Origin of the sequence: Streptomyces sp. NPDC018029, assembly GCF_044327655.1 — a bacterium.
Taxonomy (GTDB): domain Bacteria; phylum Actinomycetota; class Actinomycetes; order Streptomycetales; family Streptomycetaceae; genus Streptomyces.
In genome coordinates this window covers 91354-114225 of sequence record NZ_JBIRFV010000008.1, presented here as the reverse complement: position 1 = coordinate 114225, position 22872 = coordinate 91354, and the positions used below count along the sequence as shown (strand labels likewise).

Annotated in this window: 22 protein-coding genes and 1 pseudogene; 10 read left to right on the top strand and 13 right to left on the bottom strand. The window is 69.2% G+C overall.

Annotation, left to right across the window (positions count from 1 at the left end; translation table 11 throughout):
• Positions 1 to 1461: 1461 nt before the first annotated feature.
• Complete coding sequence (locus ACH4D5_RS24395; protein ID WP_398306353.1) at positions 1462 to 1845, bottom strand: nuclear transport factor 2 family protein; 384 nt, start codon at positions 1843 to 1845, stop codon at positions 1462 to 1464.
• A gap of 109 nt (positions 1846 to 1954) precedes the next feature.
• Between ACH4D5_RS24395 and ACH4D5_RS24390 the strand changes: the two genes are divergently transcribed.
• Positions 1955 to 2260: a gamma-glutamylcyclotransferase gene (locus ACH4D5_RS24390; RefSeq protein ID WP_398306351.1), complete on the top strand. Its 306-nt coding sequence runs from the start codon at positions 1955 to 1957 to the stop codon at positions 2258 to 2260.
• Between the two features lie 102 nt (positions 2261 to 2362).
• Positions 2363 to 2713 carry a hypothetical protein gene (locus ACH4D5_RS24385; protein ID WP_398307062.1) on the top strand — a complete coding sequence of 117 codons (351 nt, stop codon included), beginning with the start codon at positions 2363 to 2365 and terminating at the stop codon, positions 2711 to 2713.
• A 288-nt stretch (positions 2714 to 3001) separates the two neighbouring features.
• Here the strand turns inward: ACH4D5_RS24385 and ACH4D5_RS24380 are convergent, their stop codons facing one another.
• The 3 genes from ACH4D5_RS24380 to ACH4D5_RS24370 form a co-directional block, all read right to left on the bottom strand.
• Positions 3002 to 4297 carry an MFS transporter gene (locus ACH4D5_RS24380; RefSeq protein ID WP_398306348.1) on the bottom strand — a complete coding sequence of 432 codons (1296 nt, stop codon included), beginning with the start codon at positions 4295 to 4297 and terminating at the stop codon, positions 3002 to 3004.
• On the bottom strand, positions 4294 to 4833 hold the full coding sequence (locus ACH4D5_RS24375; RefSeq protein ID WP_398306345.1) for an ArsR/SmtB family transcription factor: 540 nt from the start codon (positions 4831 to 4833) through the stop codon (positions 4294 to 4296). Before ACH4D5_RS24375 ends, ACH4D5_RS24380 begins: the two co-directional genes overlap by 4 nt.
• Before the next feature lie 207 nt (positions 4834 to 5040).
• Complete coding sequence (locus tag ACH4D5_RS24370; RefSeq protein WP_398306342.1) at positions 5041 to 6501, bottom strand: aldehyde dehydrogenase; 1461 nt, start codon at positions 6499 to 6501, stop codon at positions 5041 to 5043.
• 168 nt (positions 6502 to 6669) lie between these two features.
• Between ACH4D5_RS24370 and ACH4D5_RS24365 the strand changes: the two genes are divergently transcribed.
• Positions 6670 to 7389: a TetR/AcrR family transcriptional regulator gene (locus ACH4D5_RS24365; RefSeq protein ID WP_398306339.1), complete on the top strand. Its 720-nt coding sequence runs from the start codon at positions 6670 to 6672 to the stop codon at positions 7387 to 7389.
• A 300-nt stretch (positions 7390 to 7689) separates the two neighbouring features.
• Positions 7690 to 9015, top strand: a complete 1326-nt coding sequence (locus ACH4D5_RS24360) for a cytochrome P450 (RefSeq protein ID WP_398306336.1) — start codon at positions 7690 to 7692, stop codon at positions 9013 to 9015.
• 159 nt (positions 9016 to 9174) lie between these two features.
• On the opposite strand, the gene ACH4D5_RS24355 is transcribed toward ACH4D5_RS24360, so the two are convergent.
• The 7 genes from ACH4D5_RS24355 to ACH4D5_RS24325 all read right to left on the bottom strand — a co-directional run bounded on the left by ACH4D5_RS24355 (position 9175) and on the right by ACH4D5_RS24325 (position 15083).
• Positions 9175 to 10134 carry an amidohydrolase family protein gene (locus tag ACH4D5_RS24355; protein WP_398306333.1) on the bottom strand — a complete coding sequence of 320 codons (960 nt, stop codon included), beginning with the start codon at positions 10132 to 10134 and terminating at the stop codon, positions 9175 to 9177.
• A gap of 200 nt (positions 10135 to 10334) precedes the next feature.
• Entirely contained in the window at positions 10335 to 11126 is a 792-nt protein-coding gene (locus ACH4D5_RS24350) for an IclR family transcriptional regulator (RefSeq protein ID WP_398306330.1), read from the bottom strand.
• Positions 11127 to 11339: 213 nt separating this feature from the next.
• Complete coding sequence (locus ACH4D5_RS24345) at positions 11340 to 12158, bottom strand: 3-keto-5-aminohexanoate cleavage protein (protein WP_398306327.1); 819 nt, start codon at positions 12156 to 12158, stop codon at positions 11340 to 11342.
• Between the two features lies 1 nt (position 12159).
• Complete coding sequence (locus tag ACH4D5_RS24340; protein ID WP_398306324.1) at positions 12160 to 12516, bottom strand: cupin domain-containing protein; 357 nt, start codon at positions 12514 to 12516, stop codon at positions 12160 to 12162.
• Complete coding sequence (locus ACH4D5_RS24335; RefSeq protein ID WP_398306321.1) at positions 12513 to 13349, bottom strand: cyclase family protein; 837 nt, start codon at positions 13347 to 13349, stop codon at positions 12513 to 12515. The genes ACH4D5_RS24340 and ACH4D5_RS24335 overlap by 4 nt, the downstream gene beginning before the upstream one ends.
• A 22-nt stretch (positions 13350 to 13371) precedes the next feature.
• On the bottom strand, positions 13372 to 14277 hold the full coding sequence (locus tag ACH4D5_RS24330; RefSeq protein WP_398306318.1) for a 3-hydroxyacyl-CoA dehydrogenase family protein: 906 nt from the start codon (positions 14275 to 14277) through the stop codon (positions 13372 to 13374).
• On the bottom strand, positions 14271 to 15083 hold the full coding sequence (locus tag ACH4D5_RS24325; RefSeq protein ID WP_398306315.1) for an SDR family NAD(P)-dependent oxidoreductase: 813 nt from the start codon (positions 15081 to 15083) through the stop codon (positions 14271 to 14273). Before ACH4D5_RS24325 ends, ACH4D5_RS24330 begins: the two co-directional genes overlap by 7 nt.
• A gap of 227 nt (positions 15084 to 15310) precedes the next feature.
• Here ACH4D5_RS24325 and ACH4D5_RS24320 point away from each other — a divergent pair, with 227 nt between their 5' ends.
• The 4 genes from ACH4D5_RS24320 (at position 15311) to ACH4D5_RS24305 (ending at position 20169) form a co-directional block, all read left to right on the top strand.
• Positions 15311 to 16084: an IclR family transcriptional regulator gene (locus ACH4D5_RS24320; RefSeq protein ID WP_398306312.1), complete on the top strand. Its 774-nt coding sequence runs from the start codon at positions 15311 to 15313 to the stop codon at positions 16082 to 16084.
• A 305-nt stretch (positions 16085 to 16389) separates the two neighbouring features.
• Positions 16390 to 17745 carry an MFS transporter gene (locus tag ACH4D5_RS24315; protein ID WP_398306309.1) on the top strand — a complete coding sequence of 452 codons (1356 nt, stop codon included), beginning with the start codon at positions 16390 to 16392 and terminating at the stop codon, positions 17743 to 17745.
• Positions 17746 to 17770: 25 nt separating this feature from the next.
• Positions 17771 to 18856 carry a Rieske 2Fe-2S domain-containing protein gene (locus tag ACH4D5_RS24310; RefSeq protein WP_398306306.1) on the top strand — a complete coding sequence of 362 codons (1086 nt, stop codon included), beginning with the start codon at positions 17771 to 17773 and terminating at the stop codon, positions 18854 to 18856.
• 296 nt (positions 18857 to 19152) lie between these two features.
• Positions 19153 to 20169 carry a PDR/VanB family oxidoreductase gene (locus tag ACH4D5_RS24305; protein WP_398306303.1) on the top strand — a complete coding sequence of 339 codons (1017 nt, stop codon included), beginning with the start codon at positions 19153 to 19155 and terminating at the stop codon, positions 20167 to 20169.
• A 406-nt stretch (positions 20170 to 20575) separates the two neighbouring features.
• Here the strand turns inward: ACH4D5_RS24305 and ACH4D5_RS24300 are convergent, their stop codons facing one another.
• On the bottom strand, positions 20576 to 20962 hold the full coding sequence (locus ACH4D5_RS24300) for a cold-shock protein (RefSeq protein WP_398306300.1): 387 nt from the start codon (positions 20960 to 20962) through the stop codon (positions 20576 to 20578).
• Between the two features lie 465 nt (positions 20963 to 21427).
• On the opposite strand from ACH4D5_RS24300, the gene ACH4D5_RS24295 reads away from it, so the two are divergent.
• Both ACH4D5_RS24295 and ACH4D5_RS24290 read left to right on the top strand, forming a co-directional pair.
• A complete protein-coding gene (locus ACH4D5_RS24295; RefSeq protein ID WP_398306297.1) occupies positions 21428 to 21670 on the top strand; it encodes a hypothetical protein in 243 nt (80 codons plus the stop codon).
• A gap of 333 nt (positions 21671 to 22003) precedes the next feature.
• On the top strand, positions 22004 to 22405 hold the full coding sequence (locus ACH4D5_RS24290; RefSeq protein WP_398306294.1) for a peptidoglycan-binding protein: 402 nt from the start codon (positions 22004 to 22006) through the stop codon (positions 22403 to 22405).
• Between the two features lie 60 nt (positions 22406 to 22465).
• Here the strand turns inward: ACH4D5_RS24290 and ACH4D5_RS24285 are convergent.
• Positions 22466 to 22872, bottom strand: a pseudogene (locus tag ACH4D5_RS24285) (hypothetical protein); the annotation flags it as partial.

Genomic DNA, 22872 nt, shown 5'->3' with positions numbered 1-22872 from the left:
AGGTCCACCTGTCGGCCGACCTGCGGGTCCGTCCGCTGTCGTTCGTGAGCACCCCCGGCAGGCTGCCGACAGCCCGCGGTCCACGGCAGTGCTGGCCAAGGTCAGGGCGCGCGGACCGGCCGGGCGACCGCGCACCCGCCCGGACGCCGTGGCCGGCGACAAGGCGTACTCCTCCCGCGCCAACCGTGCCCACCTGCGGAAACTGGCTCGAACTGCGCGGCACCGTCATCTGGTGGCGCAGTCTCCGCCCCGCCATGTGACCACGACGCAGAACAGGCCCTAGTTGCGGGGAGGCTCTGTGCGCCTTCGGCGGTATCGCGCAGTGCGTACCGCTCCTGCCGGATTCCGCCGGCGGATGCTGGGCGCACGCTCGGGGCTCCGGGAGGACCGCCGTCGTAGCGTGAGGACGGCAGCGCCCGCGGCAACGAAGACAGGGACGGCCGCTGCGAGCACGGCCGCGCTCGTCACGACTCCGACCAGCCAGTGCCACGCACTGGCCAAGCGTGACGTCGCGCTCTGGTCAGGTTCCGGCACGACGACATTGATGATTTTGGGCTTTGTCTCCGCCAGCACGCTGTCACTGTCACGGTAGTAAGTCGTCGCTGTGAGGGCGATCTTGACCTTGCCAGGACGTTTCACGCTTACGCGCCAGGACCAGTACGCCCGATCCGACCTTCTCACCACGGGCTTGCGCTCCGACCCGTACGGCCGACACCGGACGCCGGCACCGGAACAGTGCAACCGCACCTCCAACTGGGCCCCCGCCTTGACCGGAAGACGATTGCCTGGCGCCGCCTTCTCATAGGCGGTGCCTGCCGTCCAAGTGCCGCTGATCGTGGCGCTGAACAGAGCCGTCCCTTCGCCCGGGGTCAGAGACAGAGATCTCGCGTCGGTGTGTTCGAGCCGCCCTGTAAAGAGATCATCCTGAGCTGCTACGACGTCGTTCTGGTAGTCCTGCTGGCCTGCACCCGTTGGTCCATCGCTCATCGGAACGAAGAGGAACAGGCTGGATGCCAGGAAGGCGGCGCCAGCAAGGACTGCGACCCAGCCGAGACCGCCTCTCGGGCGCAGCGGTTCCGGGATGAGGGCCAGCGTGGATGCGAAAGGCGCGTGGCCATGCGGCTTCTCCCGTTCGGCTCCCATGTCCACCCTCACACGGCACAGTCGGAGTTCTTGACGCCCCATCGTCCTCCAAGTCGCCTGTCTGCGTCGCCCGTTGTGGCCGAACAGTGGCTGCTGGCTGTTGAGGCTGAGTAGCTATGGTCGATCCCTTGTTCCGTGACGCTCGGTGTACGGCGTGCGCTCCTGACGGATCCGGCTCTCGGGCGTGACAGATACACGTGCCGTAGTGCCCACTGAGTGATGTGACGGTGGAACCCCTACGGCGGTGACAAGCCCAAGCAACGCCAGCACGAGTTTGCCCTACGGGCCGACATGGTCCGTAGGGCGAACTTTGTTCGTTCAGGCTGTAGGCACGCGGTCCAGGAACCCGTGAACGGTACGGATTCGTCCGTCGTCGGCGAGTGTGATGACGTCGAACCCGGCGACGGGCGCGGACCCGTCCGCGAGCGACACGAGCTCCCAGCTGAAGCGTGCGATGTCGTGGTGTCCGTCGACCGTGCCGGTCTGGCGGAACTCGAAGCCGGGGAACTGCTGTTGGGCCCCGTTGATCACGGCGGCGAGGCCCTCGTAACCGGAGACGTCGGCCAGCGGGTCCGTATAGCTGCCGTCCTCGGTCCAAGCGGCGGCCACGGCCTTGTTGATGTTCTCGGCGCCCTCCGCGTTCCACGCTTCGAAGTAGCGGGCGACGGCGGTCTCGTACGCGGCGGTGTTGTGTGTAGTCATGGCGGGTCAGCCTCCTGTGAGGTGGTTCTCGTCTTGCGGGGCGATGACTCAAGACTGCCGGTAGTCCGCACGGTGGTCGATTACGTCCGGGGTAATGAGGGACTGGCAAGTGCAGCTCTCACGCTTCGGCCGGCTCCTGGAGGGGCGCCGCGACGCGCTGCCCAGATACCACACGACGGAGCTCCGGGTCACGGACCCCGACGTCATCGCGGTCAGCGGAACCGACCGGCACTTGCTGGTCGTACCGTCGGACGACCCCGCCGACTCGGTCGAGGGCGCGGTGCTGGAGCTGAGCAGCGAGGAACTGGCCGCAGCAGACGACTACGAGGTCGACGACTACGCGCGCGTCGAGGTAACTCTCGTGTCGGGCACGAAGGCGTGGGCGTACCTTGAATCCGCCCGAAATGCCGTTTGAGCAGCCGTTCGCGTGGTCGGAGTCTCGGGTGATGTCCCATGGCCCCAGATGGCAGCTTCAGGCAACAGGAACCGGCGCGGGCAGCTGATCGTCATGCAAGGCATGCCTTCTGCTCTCATTCTTGGTTTCGATCCGCACGCAGTGCCTGGTATGGACGGGGACGCCGTGCGCGCGGTCCTGGACAAGGAACTGGCCCGTTTCGGCGAACATGGCGTCGATGCTTCCATGACGCTGATTGCGCCGGACGAATCAGCCGAGTCCACGGTGGTCGCGGCGCTGTCCGAACGAGACTGGGACGTCGTCGTCATCGGCGGTGGGATACGCAAGCCCGAACCTCTGCTGACGTTCTTCGAGCAGGTCGTGAACCTTGTCCGGCAGCATGCACCGGGAGCCGCCATCGCGTTCAACACCGGCATCGACGACAGCGTCGAGGCAGCCATGCGGTGGCTATGAGACCTGGCCCGGCAAAGACCGACTGGGGTGGGGGGAAGTCGGGGCTTGACGTGGAAGCGGCTGCACGGGTTCATGACGGCCTGCTGAGCGCGGGGAACCGGCAGGTCAGCGTATTGGGCCGCGCATCGGGCTGAAGCAGGCACGCCCCCGGCGGGTTGTCTCCACGGAAGCTGTGCCGCAGCCCCAGAACCGACAGCAGATGTGCGTCACTTCGGGAGACGCCCGGGCGAGACCCGGACTCGAAATGCCTGAGCCAAGTGCCATCCTGTGACGCCTTCGCGGCAGGCGTCACAACAGGTTGGGTGCGCTCTCCCCAGCGGGATCCTTGAGTGTCGGGTGATCTGGACCGCCAACCGGGGCGGCGGCCCGCAGCGCCGCCTCGACTCGGCGGTTGCTGGTCATGGATGCCGTGACGGCCGTCATCGCCAGGAGGAGGCCTCCGGCGGCGTAGAGCGGGGTGCGGATGTCGTGGGTGGTGGCCAGCCAGCCGCCGAGGAAGGCACCGAGGGGAGCGGCGCACATGGCCAGCATGCGGGAGGTGGAGGCGACGCGGCCCATGAGGTGGGCCGGGACGATCGCCTGCCGGAGGGAGGGTCCGAGCACCATCGTGGCACCCATGCCGGCCCCGCAGACGGCGAGCGCCAGCCCGGCCACGTACGGGTTCGGGGCAGCGGCCAGGCCCAGGATGGCAAGCCCTTCGACGGCGGCCGTGCAGGTCAGCGCGGTGCCGGTGCCGAGCCGTCGGCCGAGGGAGGAGGCGATGCCCGCGCCGAGCAGGCCACCGGTGGCCTCCGCCGTGAGGAGCAGGCCGAAGCCGTAGGTGTCGATGCCGAGGCGCTCGTGCGCGAAGAGGGCCAGGACGGTCTCCACGGCGAGGAAGGCGACGTTCCCGACCGCCGGGCGGAGTGCGAGCCCGAGCAGCAACCGGTCCCTGAAGACGTACGAGGCCCCGGCCCGCGCCTGCCGCAGCAGCGACTCGCGGGCCAGCGGCACGGGCGGGGGTATGGCGGGCAGCGTACGTACGAGCAGTGCGGAGAGCATGAATGACACCGCGTCGGCGAGCAGCGGCACCGCCCGCCCGAGCGCGAGCAGCGCACTGCCCGCAGGGGGTCCCGCGAAGCCGGACATGGCGGTCTGGGCGCCGCGCAAGCGGGAGTTGGCGCGCTCCAGGAGTGCGGGATCGCGGCCGAGCAGATCCGGCAGATAGGCCGTGGCGGCCGTGTCGAAGAAGAGTCCGCCGAGGCCGAGCAGGAAGGCGGTGGCCGCGAGCAGCGGAATGCTCAGTACGTCGAGCGCGGCCGCTGCCGCCGGTATCGCGAGCAGCACCGCACGTGCCGCGTCCATGATCCACATCGTGCGTCGGCGGTCCCAACGGTCCACCAGGGCACCGCCGAGCACTCCGAAGAGCAACCACGGCAGCGTCCCGGCGGCCGTGACGACGGCGAGCGCCATCGGATCCCGCGTCAACGTCAAAGCGAGCAGCGGCAACGCGGCGTGCGACACGCCGTCACCGAGCGAGGACACCGTCTGCGCGGTCCACAGCCGTCCGAACCCGGTCGGCAACTTCCGGACATCTGAGGTCACTTGGCGTCCCCTTCGGCCTGCTCACGCGGTGCCGGGTGGAACAGTGCGAAGACGAGTGACGCGTCCGGCAGCGAGGGATCGGACAGCTTCTGGTACTCGTCCGCCAGTGCCTGCAGGCGCGCCCCCAGCTGCGCGAACTGCTCGTCGGTGAGCCGCAGATGCGCCATCCGTACGTGCCGCTCGGCGTCCGGCGGCGCCGCTTCCAGGTCCGCCACCGCATGGCGCATGAGCACGTCCGGCCCGCCCTCGCCCGGATCCGGCAGCGTGATCGCCCGCGCGGCCATGGCGTAGTACCGCTCGGTGACCCCTCGTACCTTCCGCGTCCGTACCACCTTCACCAGGCCGGCCCGTTCCAGCAGCCGCACGTGATAGCTGGAACTGCCCTTCGCAAGGCCCACCCGCTCGGCGATCTGCGTGATCGTCGCCGGCTCGAAGCGGAGCACGGCCATGATCCGGTGGCGCGTGAGATTGGAGACGGCGCGCAGCTGCTCGTCGGTGGTGACGTGAAAGGTCTCAGGGAGATCATCGGTAGGCATGCGAGCAATGGTCAACAGTTCTTGACCATTGAGCAAGGGGTTTTACGAGGACTTCCAGAATCTGCCGGAGCCCGGCCCGGCACGCCGATAGCGCGCACCGCACGACGCTCCTTCTGCCACGGAGGTCCTCCCCGATTGCCCGCCCCACCGCTAAGGCCCGCCTCGACGCCCTCACCCGGCAATGCGACGCCCGGGCCGCCGAACGGTTCAAGTCGGGTTCTGGGGAGCGACGCCGAGGACGGTCTTGGTCTCGCGGTAGGCCCCGAAGCCTTCCGCGCCCATCTCCCGGCCGATGCCCGACGCCTTGAAGCCGCCGCCCGGTGCACCGAAGTCCGGCATGTAGCCGTTGACGCCCATCGTGCCGGTGCGCACTGCCCTGGCGATCCTGAAGGCGCGTTCCGCGTCTGCGCTGAAGACCGCTCCGCCCAGGCCGTAGGCCGAGTCGTTGGCGAGGCGGACGGCGTCGTCGTCGCCATCGTGCGGGATCAGGACCAGGACCGGGCCGAAAATCTCTTCCTGCGCGATCTTCATGCTGTTGTCGACGCCGGTGAACACGGTCGGCTCCACGTACCAGCCGCGCTCCAGGCCCTCGGGCCGGCCGCCGCCGGTGGTGATGTGCGCGCCCTCGGCCAGACCGGACGCGATGTAGGCCTCGACACGGTCCCGCTGCCGCTCGGAGATCAGCGGACCGATCTGGGTGTCCTCATCCCACGGGTCGCCGACCTTCAGCGCCTTGACGGCGGTGGTGATGGCCTCAGCGAACTCGTCGTGGCGGGCGCGCGGCAGCAGGATGCGGGTGAGCGCCATGCACGCCTGGCCGTTGTTGGGCACGATGCCGCCGGCCAGGGCGTACTGGACCACTGTGTCCAGGTCGGCGTCGTCCAAGACGACGGCCGCGGATTTTCCGCCCAGCTCCAGGCTCACTCGCTTGAGGTCGTTGCCGGTGATCGACCCGATCGTACGGCCGGCGGCGGTACTGCCGGTGAAGGACACCTTGTCGATGCCGGAGTGGCGCACCAGGTACTCGCTGACCTTGCGGTCCGCGGCGACGATGTTCAGCACGCCGACCGGAAGGCCGGCCGCTTGCGCCGCTTCGGCCAGGAAGTAGAACTCCAGCGGGGTCTCCTCAGGCGCCTTGGCGACGACCGTGCAGCCGGCGGCCAGCGCGGGTGCGACCTTGGCCATGAGCAGGAAGAGCGGGCTGTTCCACGGCACGATCGCGGCGACGACTCCGACCGGCTCGTGGCGCACGGTGAACGCGGTGCCGCTCAGGCCGGTCCGCACCTCCTCCACGCCGTCGGTCTCGGCCATGTCGGCGTAGTGGTGGAGCAGGCCGGCGCCGGCCTGGCCGATCCATAGGTTGTTGGTGCGCGTGGTTCCGACCTCGTCGGTCATCACGTCGGCGATCTTCTCCCCGGCTGCCGTCAGGTTCTCCGCCAGCCTGCGCAGGATCACCCCGCGCTCGTTCGGCGACATCCGCGGCCACGGGCCCTCGTCGAACGCGCGGCGCGCGGCGTCGACGGCCAGGTCGATGTCCTCGGCGACGCCCAGCGGCGCTCGGCCGACCACCTCCTGGGTGGAGGGAGAAACCACGTCGGTCATCGATTCGCCGGCCGGCTTCTGCCACTGGCCGTCGATGAAGAAGTGCTCGTATTCGTACTCGTACATGTCGGCTCTTTCGTCGGGGGCCTGGGGGAAATCAGGAGGGTGCAGGAGAGGTCATGTCACCGGCGCGCGTCTCCACCCTTTTTAAGTACTGCCGGTATCTTGTCCCGCTTCCACCGTAACGGACCACTGGTCACTTAGCAACGGACCGGTGGTATGTACGATGCTCAGGTGGACTTTCAACGTGCTCGCAACGACGACCAGCGGGAGCAGAGGCGGCGCCACATCCTTGAGATCACGGCAGGGATGCTGACGGAGATGCCGGTCGCGCAGCTGAGCCTGAACGAGCTGAGCCGGCGCGTGGGCCTGGCGAAGGCGAACGTGCTGCGGTACTTCGAATCGCGAGAGGCGATCCTGCTGCAGCTGCTGGACGCCGAGCTGCAGGATTGGCTCGCCGAGCTGGAGGACGCGCTCACGCCCGTCGAGGGAACGCCGCGCGAGCGTGGCGACCGGCTGGCCAGGGTGCTGGCCGAGTCCCTGGCCGAGCGGCCGGTACTGTGCGATTTGATCAGCGCTCAGGCAGCCGTACTCGAGCACAACGTCTCCGCCCAGGTGGCCATCGAGCACAAGAAGGCCAGCCTGCGCACCTTCCAGGCCCTTGCCCAGCTGTTTCTGCGGTACCTGCCGGAGCTCGGCGGCCAGGACGTGTTCCGGCTCGTGGGGCTCAGCATTCTGGCGATCAGCGCAGCCTGGCCCTACAGCAGCCCTCCCGATGCGCTGCTCGCTGCGTACGCCTCCAGTCCGGCGCTCGCGCCGCTGCAGGCGGACTTCACCGATCTCGTACGACAGTCGGTCGAGGTGACCATCTCCGGACTGCTGGCCCGTGCGGAGAACGTGCCGCTGGGAACCGGTCCCGTGCAGGAATTCCCTGATCGAGAACACAGGGAGTGAACTTGGGCGCTCTGTTCACGGGGGTGACTGTCGTTCGCAGGCAGGGCAGGGCAGGGCGGGGTCGGGCGGTGCGGGCGCGCCGTGCATATAGGACTGGATGAGGAGCGCTCTCCAAGCCCCGACAGGGCGTGTGTGCGTTGAGCGCGAGGCGGCCGTACTTCTAGGCTCCCTCCGGTATGCCTCGGAAGATGACGGTGTGTCTGGCTGGTCCGTAGCGGGCGCTGCACTCGACGGGGCCGGTTCAGCACTCGATCCGTATGCCGGAAGGCGGCCGCGATGCCTGCACCTACTGTCAATCGTGTGGAGGCCGTGCCTTTGCACCGCATCGTGGGCCAGTTGGCGCGCGGGGGACCCCTTGGGCTGGTGGAGGACGTCGGGCGGCGGGCGCAGGGGGCGGTGGCGCGGCTGGAGCTCGGGCCGTTTCGGCCGTTGCTGGTCACGCACCCTGATCACCTGCAGTACGTGTTGCGCGACGGCGCGGAGAACTACGTGCGCGGGGCGGCGATGTGGGACGCGCTGGGGCGGCTGACGGGCAGCGGCATCGCGGGGGAGGGGGCGGGGTGGCTGGCCAGCCGGGACATCCTGCGCAGGGGAATGTCGGGCGGGTACCTGCAGCAGTCGGGGGCGGGCATCGCCGCCTCCGTCGAGCAGGGCGTGGAGGAGTTGGCGGGCCTGGCGCGGCGGCAGCCGGTGGACGCGGTGGTGCAGATGACCCGGCTGGTGCACCGGGTCATCAACCCGGTCTTCTTCGGCTCCCGGATCAGCGCGGAGCAGTGCGACCGGCTGGGCAAGGATGTGGCCACAGCGCTGGGTGCGCTGCTGTGGCGTATGGCGATGCCTATCGTCCCACACCGGGTGCCGATGCCCGGAGACCGTGCTTTTCTGCGGGCGACTCGCAGTATCAATGCCACGTTGCTGCCGGTCATCGAGGCGGCCCGCCGCGAGGACGACGCCGGCGGCACGGACTTGATGAGCGGTCTGCTGCGGGGCAGCGGAGCCGATGGCCGGCCGTTGAGTGATGAGCATGTGAGTCAGGACATCGTGGCCTTGTTCGTGGCCGGGTCGGAGTCCAGCGCCTTGACGCTCACCTGGGCCTGGGCGGTCCTGGCGCGGCATCCGACTGTGGTGGCCGCGATTCGTGAGGAGGCCGACCAGGTGCTGGCGGACGGACCGCCGCGGCCGGAGCACGCACGCAAACTGGCCTTCACCCAGCAGGTGATGGCCGAGGTGATGCGGCTGTACTCGATGGCCTGGGCCGTTCCCCGGGTCGCGAGGAAGGACGATCACGTCGGGGAGGTGGCGGTGCCGGCCGGGACCACGCTGGTCATCTCCCCTTATCTCACCCATCGGCTCGAGGAGTTCTGGCCCGACCCGTTGCGCTTTGACCCCCACCGCTTCGACAGGCCGGCCGTACGCGCGCGGCACTCGATGGCCTACCTGCCCTTCGGGGACGGTGCCCACCAGTGCGTGGGCCAGGCATTCTTCGCCATGGAGTCCGTGCTGATCCTGGCCACGGTACTGAGCCGTTACGACGTGCACATCTCCGGTGACCCGCGCCCGCGGCTGGCCGTGGCCCTGCCGCCGCGCGGCCGCGTCGACCTCACCCTCACCCCACGCCGCCGATGAAGACCCCCCTGCCTTTCACTCTCTGAGGACTTCGATCACGACCGAACCTGTGCAGGCTCCCCTACGACAACTGGGCGGCCTGCCAGTCGCGCCTGGAAAAGGCCGTCGAGTCGCCGGCGTGGCGTCCATGCCCGCGTTGCGCCCCTGAGGTGAGCCACGTCAGAGGTGAAGCAGGCTCTCGGCGTTGAGGTGGCAGATCTTTGCGCGGTCGGTCTCGCTGATCGGTGCGGTCTCGATGAAGCGGACGGCGTCGTGGTTGCTTTCCAGGGGATAGTCGGTGGCGAACATGATGCGGTCGGCGCCAAGCGCCAGCAGGCTGCCGAGCAGAGGCGCGTGGGCGCACACTCCGCTGGTGGTGATCATGATGTTGTCCCGGATGTAGTCGGAGGGGCGCGGCTTGGCCAGGCGGATGCCGCGTTGGTCGAGAAAGTTCCAGCGGCTGTCCAGGCGCCAGAGAATGCCGGGGAGACCTTCCCCCATGTGACCGAGGACGAGGGTCGCGCCGGGGAAGCGGTCGAAGACACCGCCGAAAAGTATGCGCAGGGCGTGGGTGGCGGTCTCCACGCCCCAGCTCCACATCGGCCCGATCAGTTCCTCGTGGCCGCGCAGGTTGTGCCACACGTCGTAGGAGTTCGCCGGGTGCAGGTAGATCGGCACACCGAGGGCTTCGGCGCGTTCCCACACCGGCCAGAATCTCGGAGAGTCCAGGTACTCACCGTGCGTGTGGCCGTTGATCAGGGCGCCGCGCAACCCGAGTTGCGAGACTGCGCGTTCCAGCTCGGCCGCGGCGCCGTCCGGGTCTTGAAGGGCGAGTGACGCGAAGCCGGAGAAGCGGGTGGGGTGCTTGCGGATGATCTCGGCGAGGAAGTCGTTGGCCTGTGCCGCGCGCTTGGCGGCGAGAGCGCTGTCGGCCTCGGCCTGGATGCCCGGTGCGGTCAGGGAGAGCACCTCCATGTCTATGCCGAACTCGTCCATTTGGGGCAGGCGTACGTCGGTGAAGTCCAGCAAGTGCCGCATGGCCGAGTCCCATTGGGGCGGGTCGAACAAGGTGGCGGCGGGCAGGCTGTAGTGGGCCAGGGCGGATGTGGTGAAGTGTTCTTCGATCGCGATTTTCCTCATGGTGGTGCTCCTCCTTCTGATGCCTGATGGCTGATGTCTGATGCGAGGCGAGCTTCCGGTGGGGTGACGCCCGTTGGGAACAGACGAGATCCGGTGGCGGCGAAGAGGTAGGAGTTCCATTAGCAGCGGGCCCCGAGGGTGTCGGCACAGGAACCCGCCACGGTGATGAGGACTACACGGTGCGAGCCCCACGATGCGGACTACACGGGTCCGAAGTCCGTTTCGATACGGTCCTTGGCCTGCAGCAGGGCATCGGCGATCGCCTGCTCACATCCGGTGAAGCGTTGCGTCGGGGTGGGCACGCTGATGGCGGCGGTACCCCAGGCCGCGGTGCGGATGGCGACGCCGGCCGCCGAGATGCCGACGGTGTGCTCTTCGCGGTCGAAGGCCACGCCGGTGCGGCGAATGCCGTCGAGTTCGCGGTGCAGGGCGAGGCGTGCGGTGAGGGTGTGCGGCGTTTCGGCGGTGAGCCGGTTCGGTACGGCGTCATCGAGCTCGGTCGTCGGGAGGGCGGCAAGCAGCGCCTTGCCAGGTGCGCAGCAGTGCAGGGGGAAGCCGGCGCCGACGGCGCTGACCGCACGCAGCCGACGGTCGGCGATGACCTGGTCGACGAAGACCACCTGGTGGTCCTCAAGGACCGACAGGTCGACGGTTTCTTCGAGTTGGCGGGAGAGATCCTCCAGATAGGGACGCAGGTCGACGATCATGGCCGAGCGCACGGAAGCGGCCATGCGTGGGATCTCCGGCCCCAGCCGGTACCGCCCGCGGGTGCCGGCCACGGTCACGAGTCCTTCCGCCTCCAGTGCACCGAGGATGCGGTGGACCGTGGACTTGGCGAGGCCGATCCGCTCGACCACCTCGGCCTGGGTCAGGCCGGACGGGGCTGCCTGGAGCAGGCGCAGCACCTCCGCGGCCCGTGCGATGACCTGGATGCCCCCCGAGGTGGTCTCCCGTTTGGTCTCCTGCCCCACCGACTCTTCGGTCACCGGCATGACTGCTCCCCTCTCCCGTCGTTCTCCGGGGCCAGCCTGCCGTATCGCTTCGGGGGCGGTGAGCGCGGGCCGCAGGTCGGTGCCTGGCCGGGCTTCAGCGACCACATGGAGCAGGCCCGCGTGACGCCATTCGGAAGGAGTCGAGTGCGGCGCGCTGGGGGCACGGTCCGCGGCGCGAGCGTCCCGGCGACGTGGCGCCTCGGCCGCCGACGGTCAGGCATGGGCCGACAGGCCGAGGAGCCGTTCCGTCTCCTCGACGTCGGCGACAGTCAGGTCCAGGTCGTGGACGAGGGTGACCGCCCGGTCGACGAGGGGCCGGTTGCCGGGGGCGAGTTCGTCCTTGCGCAGGTGCAGGGTGTCTTCAAGACCGGCGCGGGCGTTGCCGCCGAGTGCCAGACCCATCGCCGTGAGCGGCAGGTTGTGCCGTCCGATCGCGATGACCTGCCAGATCGCGCCCGGCGGCAGTCGGCGGACCATGGTGAGGAGGTTGTCCGCCGTGGCCGACATGCCCCCGCGTACGCCGAGAACCAGAGAGAACTGCAGTGGTTCGGCGAGCAGGCCCTCCTTCCACAGCCGCAGGCACGCCTCCAGATGCCCCGTGTCGTAGATCTCCAGTTCGGGCTTGATCTGCAGTTCCCGCATGCGGGCCGCCAGCCGGCGAACGGCGTCGGGCGGATTGCGGAACTCGCCGTCACCGAAGCTCATCGAACAGGGGTTGAGGGTGGCCATGCGGGGCCGCAGCTCCACCAGCCGCTCACGCTCCTCGAACGGCACGCTCAGCCCCACTCCCGTGGAGAGCTGGATCAGGATCGGGCAGCGTTCGCCGATCAGGTCCATGGTTCTGCGTGCGATGTCCAGGTCGGCGGTCGGCCGTTGGTGCTCGTCGCGCAGGTGGATGTGGGCGACGGACGCGCCTGCCCGGTAGGCGTCGGCGACGGCCTCCGCGATCTCCTCCGGCGAGGTCGGCAGGCCGGGGTTGTCGGCCTTGGTGGCGATCGGCCCGGTGGGCGCGACGGTGATGACGACGCCCATGTCAGTCCTCCCCGGGCGGCAGCGCGATGATGACGAGCAGGGTGACGGGGCGCTTGGAGCGGTTTTTCACCGAACGGGTCTCACCCTTGGGCAGGTGTACGGAGTCGTACCGCCGCAGCGTCTCCTCCCGGCCGTCGGCGGTGACCACGACCTCGCCGTCGAGGACGACGTACACGGTCTCCTCCACGGTGGGCGCCGCGTCCGCCGCTCCGCCGGGCAGGTAGTACGACAGTCCGGACCAGAATCGTGCGGTCGGCCCGGCCTCGTGGCCCTGGAGCCGCAGACCGCCGACGCCGTGGTGCAACGGCGGCCGGTACGGCGGCGCCTGGTCGAGCCGGGTGACCCGCATGGGACTCATCCGCGCTGCCCCGTCTCGATCCGGTACTCACCGGTCGGGTCGACGATGGCGACCAGGCGGACGATGCAGCCGTCGCCGCCGGTCCAGCGCCAGGGGAACGCGGCGAAGGTGACCCGCTTGCCGGTGACCTTGTCCAGGTCCCCGCCGACGTTCTCGAATCCGATGATGCCCTCGGACAGGATGGCGCGGTGGCACGGCTCCCACTCGGGGAAGTCGTCGAGGACCTTGCGGCCGGTCTCGGCCTCGTACTCCTCGCAGGCCCACGGCAGCAGACCGTTCGGGGAACCAGGACCGTGCGGGCCGATGGCGGTGGCCAGGGGGTGGTCGAGGGCCTGGGTGTCGGTGCCGACGGCCTTGACGCCCTTGGCGGCGAACCATTCGCCGGCCTCCTTGTAAAAGCCGGGCGAGTAGGCGTAGTAGTCGCTGTTGTCGCCGTACGTGTGATGCCAGCCGGTGTTGACGATGACGATGTCGCCGGGGCGGATCTCGGGGGTGGCAGCCTCCAGGTCGGCGGCGGTGACGACCTCCCACTTCTTCTTGGGGATCGACACGACCACGCCGGTGCCGAAGAAGGAGCTGAGCGGTATCTCGTCGAGGAGCGGCGCGTTCTCCACGACGTGGCCGGGAGCGTCGATGTGAGTGCCCGAGTGCATCACTGTGGTGACCTTCTGGGTCAGCACGCGGGACTTGGACATGCTGTGCAGACGCTCGACCTTCACATCCTCGAAGTACGGCCAGCACGGCGTTCCGTGCCCCCACGGGTGGGAGAGGTCATAGAACTCCAGCCCCTGCTCGTCGGGGCCGAGCGGCCAGGTGAAAGGGGTCTCGGTCATGGGAAGTTCACCCTTCTCGGGACTACGGTTTGGTCAGTCGGGCGATGTGCCGGGCCAGGCGTGCGCCTGCCCGTTCGCGGCTGCCCTCGGGCCAGCTGAGGAAGCCGCGGCCGCTCTTGGCGCCCAGGTCGCCTGCCGCCACCAGGTCGCTCAGCAGTGGGGAAGGACTCGGGGAGCGGTTCAGGTCGGGCAGTACGGCCTCGTGGATGGCCAGGGTGAGGTCGAGCCCGACGTAGTCGGCGTTCTCCAACGGACCCATCGCGGCCAGACGCAGGCCGATGGTGTTGCGTACCACCGTCTCGACCGTCTCCGCGGTGCACACTCCGTCCGCGACGAGCCCGATCGCCTCGCGCCACAGGGCGTGCTGGAGACGGTTGCCGACGAACCCGGGCACGTCGCGCTCCACGCGCACGGGCAGTTTGCCGAGGGAAGTCAGCAGAGCGGTGGTGCGCTCCATCGTCTCCTCGCTGGTGTGCTTGCCGCGGACGACCTCGACCACAGGGATCAGGCCGGGCGGGTTCCACCAGTGGGTTCCGACCACCCGCTCCGGGCGGGCGGTGTGTTCGGCGATGCTGCTCACCGGCAGTACGGAGGTGTTGCTGGCCAGCAACGCGTCCGGCAGCAGGCGGTCCAGGCGGGCGAACAGCTCCCGCTTGGCGTCCAGGTTCTCGGCGACGGCCTCGACGACGAGGCCGGCTCCCGTGACGGCTTCGGCCAGGTCGGTGCTGCCGTCGACAGCCCCGTTGAGTCCCCGCAGGCCGCCCACTGTGCCGCGCAGGGCGTCCACTGTGCCGCGCAGGGCGTCCACTGTGCCGCGCAGGGCGTCGGCGTCGACATCGTGCAGACGTACGGGATGGCCCGCGCCCGCGAACACCTCGGCTATGCCCCGGCCCATCAGCCCCGCGCCGACGACGGCGACGGTCAGCATGCGGTGTACCCGCCGTCGAGGTACAGCACTTGTCCGGTGACGAAGGAGGAGGCGTCGCTGAGCAGGTAGATCAACGCCCCGGCGAAGTCCTCCGGTTCGGCGAGCCGGCCGAGCGGGATGCGGGCGAGCATGGCGTCGCGGGTCGCGGTGGCCTTCTCGTCGTCCTCGTACATCCAGGCGGTCAGTTCCGAGCGGAACACCGTGGGAGCGAGCACGTTCACCCGGATCCCGGCGCCACCCCACTCCGCGGAGAGGCTGCGGCCGAGCAGGTCGACCGCGGCCTTGGACGGACAGTACGCGGAGTACCCGGCGGGGTGCCCCAGCCGCCCACGGGTGGAGGAAACGAGCACCACGCTGCCGCCACCGCCCTGACCGAGCATGTGCCGCCCTGCCGCCCGGCACATCAGCCACGAGCCGCGGACGTTCGCCGACTGGACCGCGTCGAAGTCCTCGACCTTCATCTCGGTGATCGGCGCGACGTGGTTCGTGCCGGAGGCGACGAGCAGACCGTGTACGCCACCGTGCGCGCGCACCGCCGCCGACAGGATCGCCTCGGCGTCTTCCGGGGTGTCCGGCCTGCGCCGGACGGTCTCGACGGGACCCGGCCCGTCAAGGTCCGCGGCGAGCGCGTCGAGTTTGCCGGCGTTGCCACCGGCGAGGGTGAGACGAGCGCCCAGAGCGTTCAGGGCGCGCGCCGCCGCGCTGCCGAGGGCGCCGGTGGCACCGGTGATGACGATGGAACGTCCGTCAACCGTGAAGCGGGAGAGAGGAGAGACATCAGGAGCGACAACAGAAGTGAGTGCCACGAGAACCCCCTAGGTTCCGTGATGCGAATCAATCGTGCCGGAATGCGGTTCAACGTAGGGCTGACACGGCTCACGGTCAATGGGCGGTGAGCAATACGTAGTTACCGCGAACCCCGACTCCTGGCCCCGGTACGGCCGTTCCGACCTCTCGACGTGGCCGCGACCTTCTTGCACACTGACCGCTACGGCTTGGACGAGTCGCACAGTCGGGAATCGGTGAGGGCGCCTTGAAGGACTCGCTCGTACGTGGTCCGCAGCGTCCGAGGCCCGTGCTCGGCCGCGCGCTGCAGATCCTCGGTGCGTTCAGCGCGAACTGCCCGGAGATGACGTTGAGCGAGCTGTCCCGGCGGTCAGGGCTTCCGGTGTCGACCGTGCACAGGATGCTCGGCGAGCTCGTCGCCTGGGGAGCACTGGAACGCGCGGACAACGGGTGCTACCGCATCGGCCTGCGGTTGTGGGAAGTCGCCTCCCTCGCGCCGCGCGGACAGGGCCTGCGTGAGCGGGCCCTGCCGTTCCTGGAGGACCTTTCCCAGATCACCCGCGAGAACGTTCAGCTCGCGGTGCGCGAGGGTACGGAGGTCGTCTTCGTCGAGCGCATCGCGGGCTCCGGCGCGGTACCCGTACTGACGCGCGTGGGCGGGCGTTTCGCCCTCACGGCCACCGGCGTCGGTCTGGTGCTGCTCGCGCACGCCCCCACGGAGGTGCAGGAGCAGGCGCTCGCCGGCCCCCTCAAACGCTTCACGCCGAGCACGGTCACCGATCCGCGTGTGTTGCGGCGCATGCTGGCCGAGACGCGGACCAACGGCCACGCGGTCAGCGACCGCCAGGTCACGATGGACGCCCTGTCGGTCGCCGCACCGGTGCGCGGCGGCAACGGCGCGGTGATCGCAGCGGTTTCACTGGTGGTACGCCATGGCAGCACCTCCGCGCACGCTCTGGCCCGGCTCGTCTCCACGAGCGCCCGGGCGATCTCCCGCGCCATGACCACGCCGCAGGTCTGAGCCGCGCCGCCCCGCGCCTGATCATCGGCACCGGCCCATGGCTGCCGGTCTTGCGCAGCTGCTTCCCGGCATCCGCGCAGCTGCTTCCCGGCATCCGGGCAGATGTTTCCCGGCATCCGGAAAGACTCCTGGTGACTTGGGGGCGGCGACCCCACGATGGTCCGCACCGGTCGACACCCGCGCACCGGCCCGCCGGGGCCGCACCCGCCTGACGGACCGGGTGTCTCCGCCCACCGACCACGCAGTCGACAACGGAGTGCTGCCATGGTTCTGCCACCCGCCTGCCCCCTTCCCGGATTTCCCCGGTGACCGGCCCTTCTCTGCGAGCCGCCCTCGACGAGGGGCCGATGAGCCCCTTCCAGTGGTGCGCGATCGCGGTGTGCGTCCTGCTCAACATGCTCGACGGCTTCGACGTACTCGTCATGGCCTTCACCGGCAAAGCCGTGTCGGCGGACTGGGAGCTCAGCTCCTCCGAGCTGGGTCTGCTGCTGAGCGCCGGCCTCGTCGGCATGGCTCTGGGCGCCATGTTCGTCGCCCCCTGGGCGGACCGGATCGGCCGCCGCCCGGTCATCCTCGGCTGCCTGTCGGTGGCCGCCGTCGGGATGCTGCTCTCCTCGGTCAGCCAGTCGCCCGCCCAGCTCGGAGCGCTGCGCGTACTCACCGGAGCGGGCATCGGCGGCGTCCTTGCCTGTAGCAACGTCCTCTCCGGCGAGTACGCCTCCCACCGCTGGCGCGGCCTCGCCGTCAGCCTCAACTCCGCCGGTTACGCGGTCGGCGCCACGGTCGGTGGGTTGCTCGCCGTCTCCATGACCGGCCAGTTCGGCTGGCGTTCGGTCTTCCTGACCGGTGGCCTCGCCACCGTCGGCGCCGTCCCGCTGGCCTTCTTCTGTCTGCCCGAGTCCATGGACTTCCTGGCTGTCCGCAGGCCCAAGCGCGCCCTGGAGAGGATCAACGTCCTGGCCCGGCGCATGGGGCAGCCGCCGCTGGAGAGCCTGCCCGCGCTCACCGCCGTACCGAGTGGAATCGCAGCTGGTTTCCGCGAGTTGCTCTCGCCCGCGCTGCGCCGCTCGACGCTGCTGCTGTGGTCCGCGTTCTTCCTCGTCATGGCCGGCTTCTACTTCGTGACCAGCTGGACGCCGACGCTGCTGGTCGAGGCCGGGCTGTCCGGCAGCCAAGGACTGACCGGCGGGACGCTGCTCAACGTCGGCGGCATCTTCGGCTCGGCCGTCCTCGGGGCGCTGGCCGCCCGCTTGGCGCTCCGCTCCATCCTCACGGCCTACCTGATCGCCACCGCCGTGCTGCTGTCCGCCTTCATCGTCTCCACCTCCTCCCTCGGCGTCGCCTTCACCCTCGGCGCGCTGATCGGCCTGTTCGTCAATGGTTGTGTGGCCGGTCTGTACGCGCTCACCCCGGCCACGTACGGCACCGGCATCCGGGCCACCGGTCTCGGCAGCGCCCTCGCGGTCGGCCGCATCGGCGCGATCCTCGCCCCGACCATCGCCGGCAGCATGCTCGACGCCGGCTGGACCCCGCAGAACCTCTACCTGGCCGTCGGCCTGATCTTCCTCGCCGCCGCGGCCCTCGTGCTGCTGCTGCGTCCGGGCCCGGCAGGGGGCACGGGGCCCGCCGCGGTGACCCCGGCCGCCGGCACCTCGCACTGAACGTCCCACTCCGAAGGAGACGAGCATGACTGCATTCATACGTAATCAGTGGTACGTCGCCGCTTATGGCCGCGAGGTCGGGCGCGAGCTGCTCGGGCGCACCGTACTGGGCGAGCCGATCCTGCTGTACCGCACGGAGGGCGGTCAGGCGGTGGCGATGTCGGAGCGCTGTGTGCACCGGCGCTTCCCCCTCTCGCAGGCGCCGAGCCGGCTGGAAGGCGACCGGGTGGTGTGTGGCTACCACGGTTTCACCTACGGGCCCGACGGCGGCTGTGTCTTCGTGCCCGGCCAGCAGCGCATTCCGCGCACGGCGCGCCTGAAGACGTACCCGGTCGTCGAGCAGGACTCCTTCGTGTGGGTGTGGATCGGCGACCACGAGCCCGGGGACGCCCTGCCGCCCCGCGCTCCATGGATGGACTCGCCCGACTACACGGTGGTGTCGGGCATGGAGCCGATCGACGGCGACTACGGTCTGCTCGTCGACAACCTCATGGACCTGTCCCACGAGACGTACCTGCACGGCGGTTACATCGGCACCCCCGAGGTGGCCGAGACACCCATCACCACCGAGGTCGACGACACCGCAGGCGTCGTCCACGTCAGCCGCCACATGGACGACGCGGAGTGCCCTCCCTTCTACGCCAAGTCCACGGGCATCGAGGGCCGGATCACCCGCTGGCAGGACATCGAGTACCTCGCACCCGGTCTCTACCTGCTCCACTCGCGCATCGCCCCCGTCGGCGCTCCCGGCCCGGATCCGGACGGCAGCGACCCGCACGCCTTCCACGTGGAGGTCGTCTACGGCATCACCCCTTCGACGGAGAAGACGGTGTACGACTTCTGGGCCGTGGCCCGCGACTTCGCCCTCGACGACCAAGAGGTCACTGACTTCCTGCACGGCAACAACCACACGGTGGTCATGCAGGACGTCGTGGCCCTCAACGTGCTGCAGAAGTCCCTGGACACCGAACCGGCCGGCTACCAGGAGCTGAGCATCAACATCGACACCGGCGGCCTCGCCGCCCGCCGCATCCTCGCCCGTATGGCCGAGGAGCAGGCCGCGAAGGCCCAGGAGGAGGCGGCGAAGCAGGTCCGGGCGGCGGTCCGATGACCCGGCTCCACCCGCCCGTCCTCTGCGGCGAGAACGTCCACCGCATCCACTGGGTGCTGGGTACCGACCGGCTGCTTGCCGTGTGCCACTGCGGAGCACAGCGGGAGTTCGAGGATCCGGTCGAGTCGTGGGACTGGCTGCTCCGCCATCCCGAGGACCACCGACCCGGCCCTGTTCCACAGGGCACTCACGCATCCAGCCCTCAGCGTCGGCACGCGACCTCCGCCTGAAGCCGACCCGGACCCCGGTCCCAGTCTTGACCCCACCCCCGGTCCCGGTCCTGAAAGAGAACCACCATGACCATCACGATCCCACCACGCGCCGGGGTCGAACTCGACCTGACCCTGGTGCGCAAGGAGCCCCTCACCGAGGGCATCGTCCGGCTCAGCCTGACCCACTCCCGCGGCGAACGGCTGCCCGCGTGGACCCCGGGCGCCCACATCGACCTGGTGCTGCGCCCCGACCTGGTACGGCAGTACTCGCTGTGCGGAGACCCGGGGGACTCCTTCCTCCTCCAAGTGGCCGTGCTGCGCGAGCCGGAGAGCCGGGGCGGTTCCCACTACGTGCACGACACCCTGACCGAGGGCGACACGGTACGGGCGAGCGTCCCCCGCAACCACTTCCCACTGGTCGACTCGCCCCGCTACTTGTTCATCGCCGGCGGCATCGGCATCACACCCGTCCTGCCGATGATCGCTGCCGCCGAACAGCAAGGCGCCGACTGGTGGCTCGTGTACGGCGGACGCAGCCGCGCCACCATGGCCTTCGCCGGACAGCTCGCCAAGGACCACCCCCGCCGGGTGGCACTGTGCCCCCAGGACGAGACCGGCCTCCTCGACCTGGACGGGCTGCTCGGCAGCCCCGCGCCCGGCACCCTGGTCTACTGCTGCGGTCCCGAACCCCTGCTCAACGCGGTGGAACAGCGGTGTGCCTCCTGGCCGGAAGGCACGCTCCACACAGAGCGGTTCACGCCAAAGACGCGGGAGATGCCGAAGACGAGGGAGACGCCGAAGACAAGGGAGACGGGGGAGGACGACGCCGCTTCGGCCTCCTTCGACGTAGAACTCTCCCGGAGCGGCATCACGGTGACCGTCCCGCCGGACAAGACCGTCCTCCAGACGGTCGAGGAGGCCGGCGTGCAGATCCTGTCCTCGTGCCGGGAGGGCACCTGCGGCACCTGCGAGACCACGGTCCTCGACGGGACGGTGGACCACCGGGACTCCCTGCTCACCCCCGCCGAACAGGCCCGCAACGACACGATGTTCATCTGCGTCTCGCGCGCCGCCTGCCCGCGCCTCGTCCTGGACCTGTGACCCGCCGACGCCTTCACGTTGCGCTTGGGACCGACATGCTCCGGGCGTTACAGCCCCTTGCCGTCAGCGGCGATCCTGCTCATCAGGCTGTCCAGGTGTGAGCGCAGTACGGCGTGCTCTCGTCGCTGCGGCGCTGTTAGCCGCGTGGTCGGTTGCAGGTCCAGCCATCGGACCGGGGCGGCCTCGGCTAGGCCGCATAGCTGCGCATTGCACCAATGGCACGCCCTCGACGACAACTCCACGCTCGTGGATCCGGCTGATATCGCGACTGACTGTTGCCCCCTTCGTACTGGCCCTCATGCTGACTGCGCCGTACGAGAACCTGGCTGGGCGCAGGAGCTTCGGCTGGTGAGGACCAGGTGGGATCAGACGATGCTGCTGCCGCGCGCTACAGATTCAGGTCCGATCACAACGTCCGCACCAACCACATGCCGTACGCCACAAGACAAGCCGCCGCGAGAAGGCCAATACAGCAGCCCAGCCATACAGGCATGTCGGCTACAGCCCGGGGGGAAACCTCACGCACTGGAGCATGTACTCCCAACTGAGTGACCTTGACGGCCCGCAGCTCGCCTCCCTTGTCGAGCTGGAAGTCGAATGACACACGCTCGCCGGGTTCCAGGGTCGCCCACCCGTTGTACTGAATATCGATGCGCTCGACACGCACTTCCCAGTCGTCGGGAACAGGGACGTCAAAGCCCCGATCGCTGTAAACCCAGCGACTTCCACGGTCGGGGACGATGAAGCCATAGCCCCGAACGTCATCGAACCACCGGACCGTGCCTTCGGCCATCACGCCTCCCCCTACGGTCGTACCTCGCGCCCCTTCCACTTACCCCGTTACTACCGAGACAGCGCGGGGTGGGGAACGCAGCAGGCACTCGCTCTGCACCCTACGAAGCAGCATTCACGGCCCTGCTCCAAGACCGCCGAGGTCCAGGAACGGGTACGGAACTTGCCGCTTAACGCCCGGCCGAGCCGCGTCGGGGGACGCGAGCCGACAAGCTTGCTTGAGGCGCCAGCACCGACGCCACCCGGCCGCCTCGATGGATCTCCGAGGCGCGGCCGACTACCGCCCCCGGTACCGCAGCGACCGCGAGCGAGGGCAGTCTGCGCCCCAGGCCCGGCGCCTTCGGCGTTCGACCGCGAGGTGCAAGCCCCTCCTCAACGCGTGGCTGCAGTCGACCCCGTCCGATGCTGACCTGATCGGTTGCCCACCCGAGGAGAGGATCGGCCGACGGGGGCCAGAGGCTACGGCGTGGTCAGCGAGAACGGCGACCACATTGTGGGTGCCTCCGAGGACGCCTTGTTCGAAATGATCGGTGAACTCGACGACACGGACAACACGTTCATCGTCATCGAACCCGGCCGCTCCAGGGGCAGCCGGCCAGACGGGGCATCGACTTCTAGAACACCACCCGACACCGCACGACCTCTGGGCGACTTCACGATGATGGGCATGCTGAACGGGCGCGTACGCAGCCGCTCGGTCTGGAAGTGACTGCCCGTCAGACATCGGGTTGCGCGTTGACCGTGTCGTGAAGACGAGCGGCCACGGCCTCATACGGGTGATCGAGGCGACGAGCCTGTAGCGGTACGAGCAGCCGCACACGGTCAGACGTCGCCATACCGCGCACGTTTGAGGCAGCCACCTCGCGCTACGACGAGGGTTGACCGCGCCGCAAACCGTGAGGGCAGGGTCGCAAACCATGGAGGTAGGCAGGAATCACACCGTCGGTTGATGTATCGCGGTGGCCGTCTTCCTAGCGTGGGCAGTGCCCGGGCATTCCCATCCAAGGCGGCCCCGACGCCGCCCTTTCACCAGGGAGCGCACATGCCCATCCACCGCACTGCCGCGACCTTGCTGGCCGCGGGCCTCCTCGCCGGGACGGCGGTCACCGGAGTGGCCGCCACCGCGTCGGCCGCGACCCCATCGGAAGCCGCCCCGTCGACAGCACCGTCCGCAACCCTGGCCGCCTGTGCCTACTACTCGAACTTCGGCTACTACTGCGGTTACGACGTCAACAACACGTACGCCGACTACGGCGACCGCGGCAACAAGGTCAGGGAGATCCAGGCGATTCTCCAGTACCGGGGGTACAACATCGGCCGCTACGGAGTCGACGGCACATTCGGCGGGGACACCCTCAAGGCAGTGAAGAAGTTCCAGCGCACCTGGGGACTCGATGACGACGGCATCGTCGGCCCCAAGACCTGGACGCGTCTGCGCGGCTGAGGTCTCAGAACGCGGCACCGGAACAGCGAGACCGTTCCGGTGCCGCCGGGGTGTACGGCCCTACGAGGGGGACGTGCCGGAGCGCCTTGCACGAGCGGGTGACATGAGGATGAGTGCGGTGAGGTGGGCTCCGGCCTTGTAGAGTCGGCGAGTTCAACGAGACGGGCGGCGATCGCGCGGAGCTGCTTCAGGCGGCCGAAGCAGCGTTCCTCCACGTTGCTGGCCTTGTAGAGCTCGCGGTTCGAGGCCAGCGGCCTACCGGCTCGCCTGCGCCGTGGGACGCATCATCTCTTCCTGCGCTCCGGCCTGGCCGCGCCGCTGGCGGGTTGGCCTGTTGGTCGGCCCGCGCCTCCGCCCCCCGGATACCCCGCCCGCGCGGAACCTGGCAGATCGCCCGGGACGGACAGATACGCCCTGTCCGCGATGACCGCGTCGGGCCTGCGACGGGGTTGGTCGACACCGGCCCG

Excerpts from the sequence above, each read along its gene's own strand:
- ACH4D5_RS24395 (WP_398306353.1), bottom strand. The coding sequence starts at position 1,845 with ATGACTACACACAACACCGCCGCGTACGAGACCGCCGTCGCCCGCTAC.
- ACH4D5_RS24385 (WP_398307062.1), top strand. The coding sequence starts at position 2,363 with ATGCCTTCTGCTCTCATTCTTGGTTTCGATCCGCACGCAGTGCCTGGT.
- ACH4D5_RS24375 (WP_398306345.1), bottom strand. The coding sequence starts at position 4,833 with ATGCCTACCGATGATCTCCCTGAGACCTTTCACGTCACCACCGACGAG.
- ACH4D5_RS24370 (WP_398306342.1), bottom strand. The coding sequence starts at position 6,501 with ATGTACGAGTACGAATACGAGCACTTCTTCATCGACGGCCAGTGGCAG.
- ACH4D5_RS24355 (WP_398306333.1), bottom strand. The coding sequence starts at position 10,134 with ATGAGGAAAATCGCGATCGAAGAACACTTCACCACATCCGCCCTGGCC.
- ACH4D5_RS24350 (WP_398306330.1), bottom strand. The coding sequence starts at position 11,126 with ATGCCGGTGACCGAAGAGTCGGTGGGGCAGGAGACCAAACGGGAGACC.
- ACH4D5_RS24345 (WP_398306327.1), bottom strand. The coding sequence starts at position 12,158 with ATGGGCGTCGTCATCACCGTCGCGCCCACCGGGCCGATCGCCACCAAG.
- ACH4D5_RS24340 (WP_398306324.1), bottom strand. The coding sequence starts at position 12,516 with ATGAGTCCCATGCGGGTCACCCGGCTCGACCAGGCGCCGCCGTACCGG.
- ACH4D5_RS24335 (WP_398306321.1), bottom strand. The coding sequence starts at position 13,349 with ATGACCGAGACCCCTTTCACCTGGCCGCTCGGCCCCGACGAGCAGGGG.
- ACH4D5_RS24330 (WP_398306318.1), bottom strand. The coding sequence starts at position 14,277 with ATGCTGACCGTCGCCGTCGTCGGCGCGGGGCTGATGGGCCGGGGCATA.
- ACH4D5_RS24310 (WP_398306306.1), top strand. The coding sequence starts at position 17,771 with ATGACTGCATTCATACGTAATCAGTGGTACGTCGCCGCTTATGGCCGC.
- ACH4D5_RS24305 (WP_398306303.1), top strand. The coding sequence starts at position 19,153 with ATGACCATCACGATCCCACCACGCGCCGGGGTCGAACTCGACCTGACC.
- ACH4D5_RS24300 (WP_398306300.1), bottom strand. The coding sequence starts at position 20,962 with ATGGCCGAAGGCACGGTCCGGTGGTTCGATGACGTTCGGGGCTATGGC.
- ACH4D5_RS24290 (WP_398306294.1), top strand. The coding sequence starts at position 22,004 with ATGCCCATCCACCGCACTGCCGCGACCTTGCTGGCCGCGGGCCTCCTC.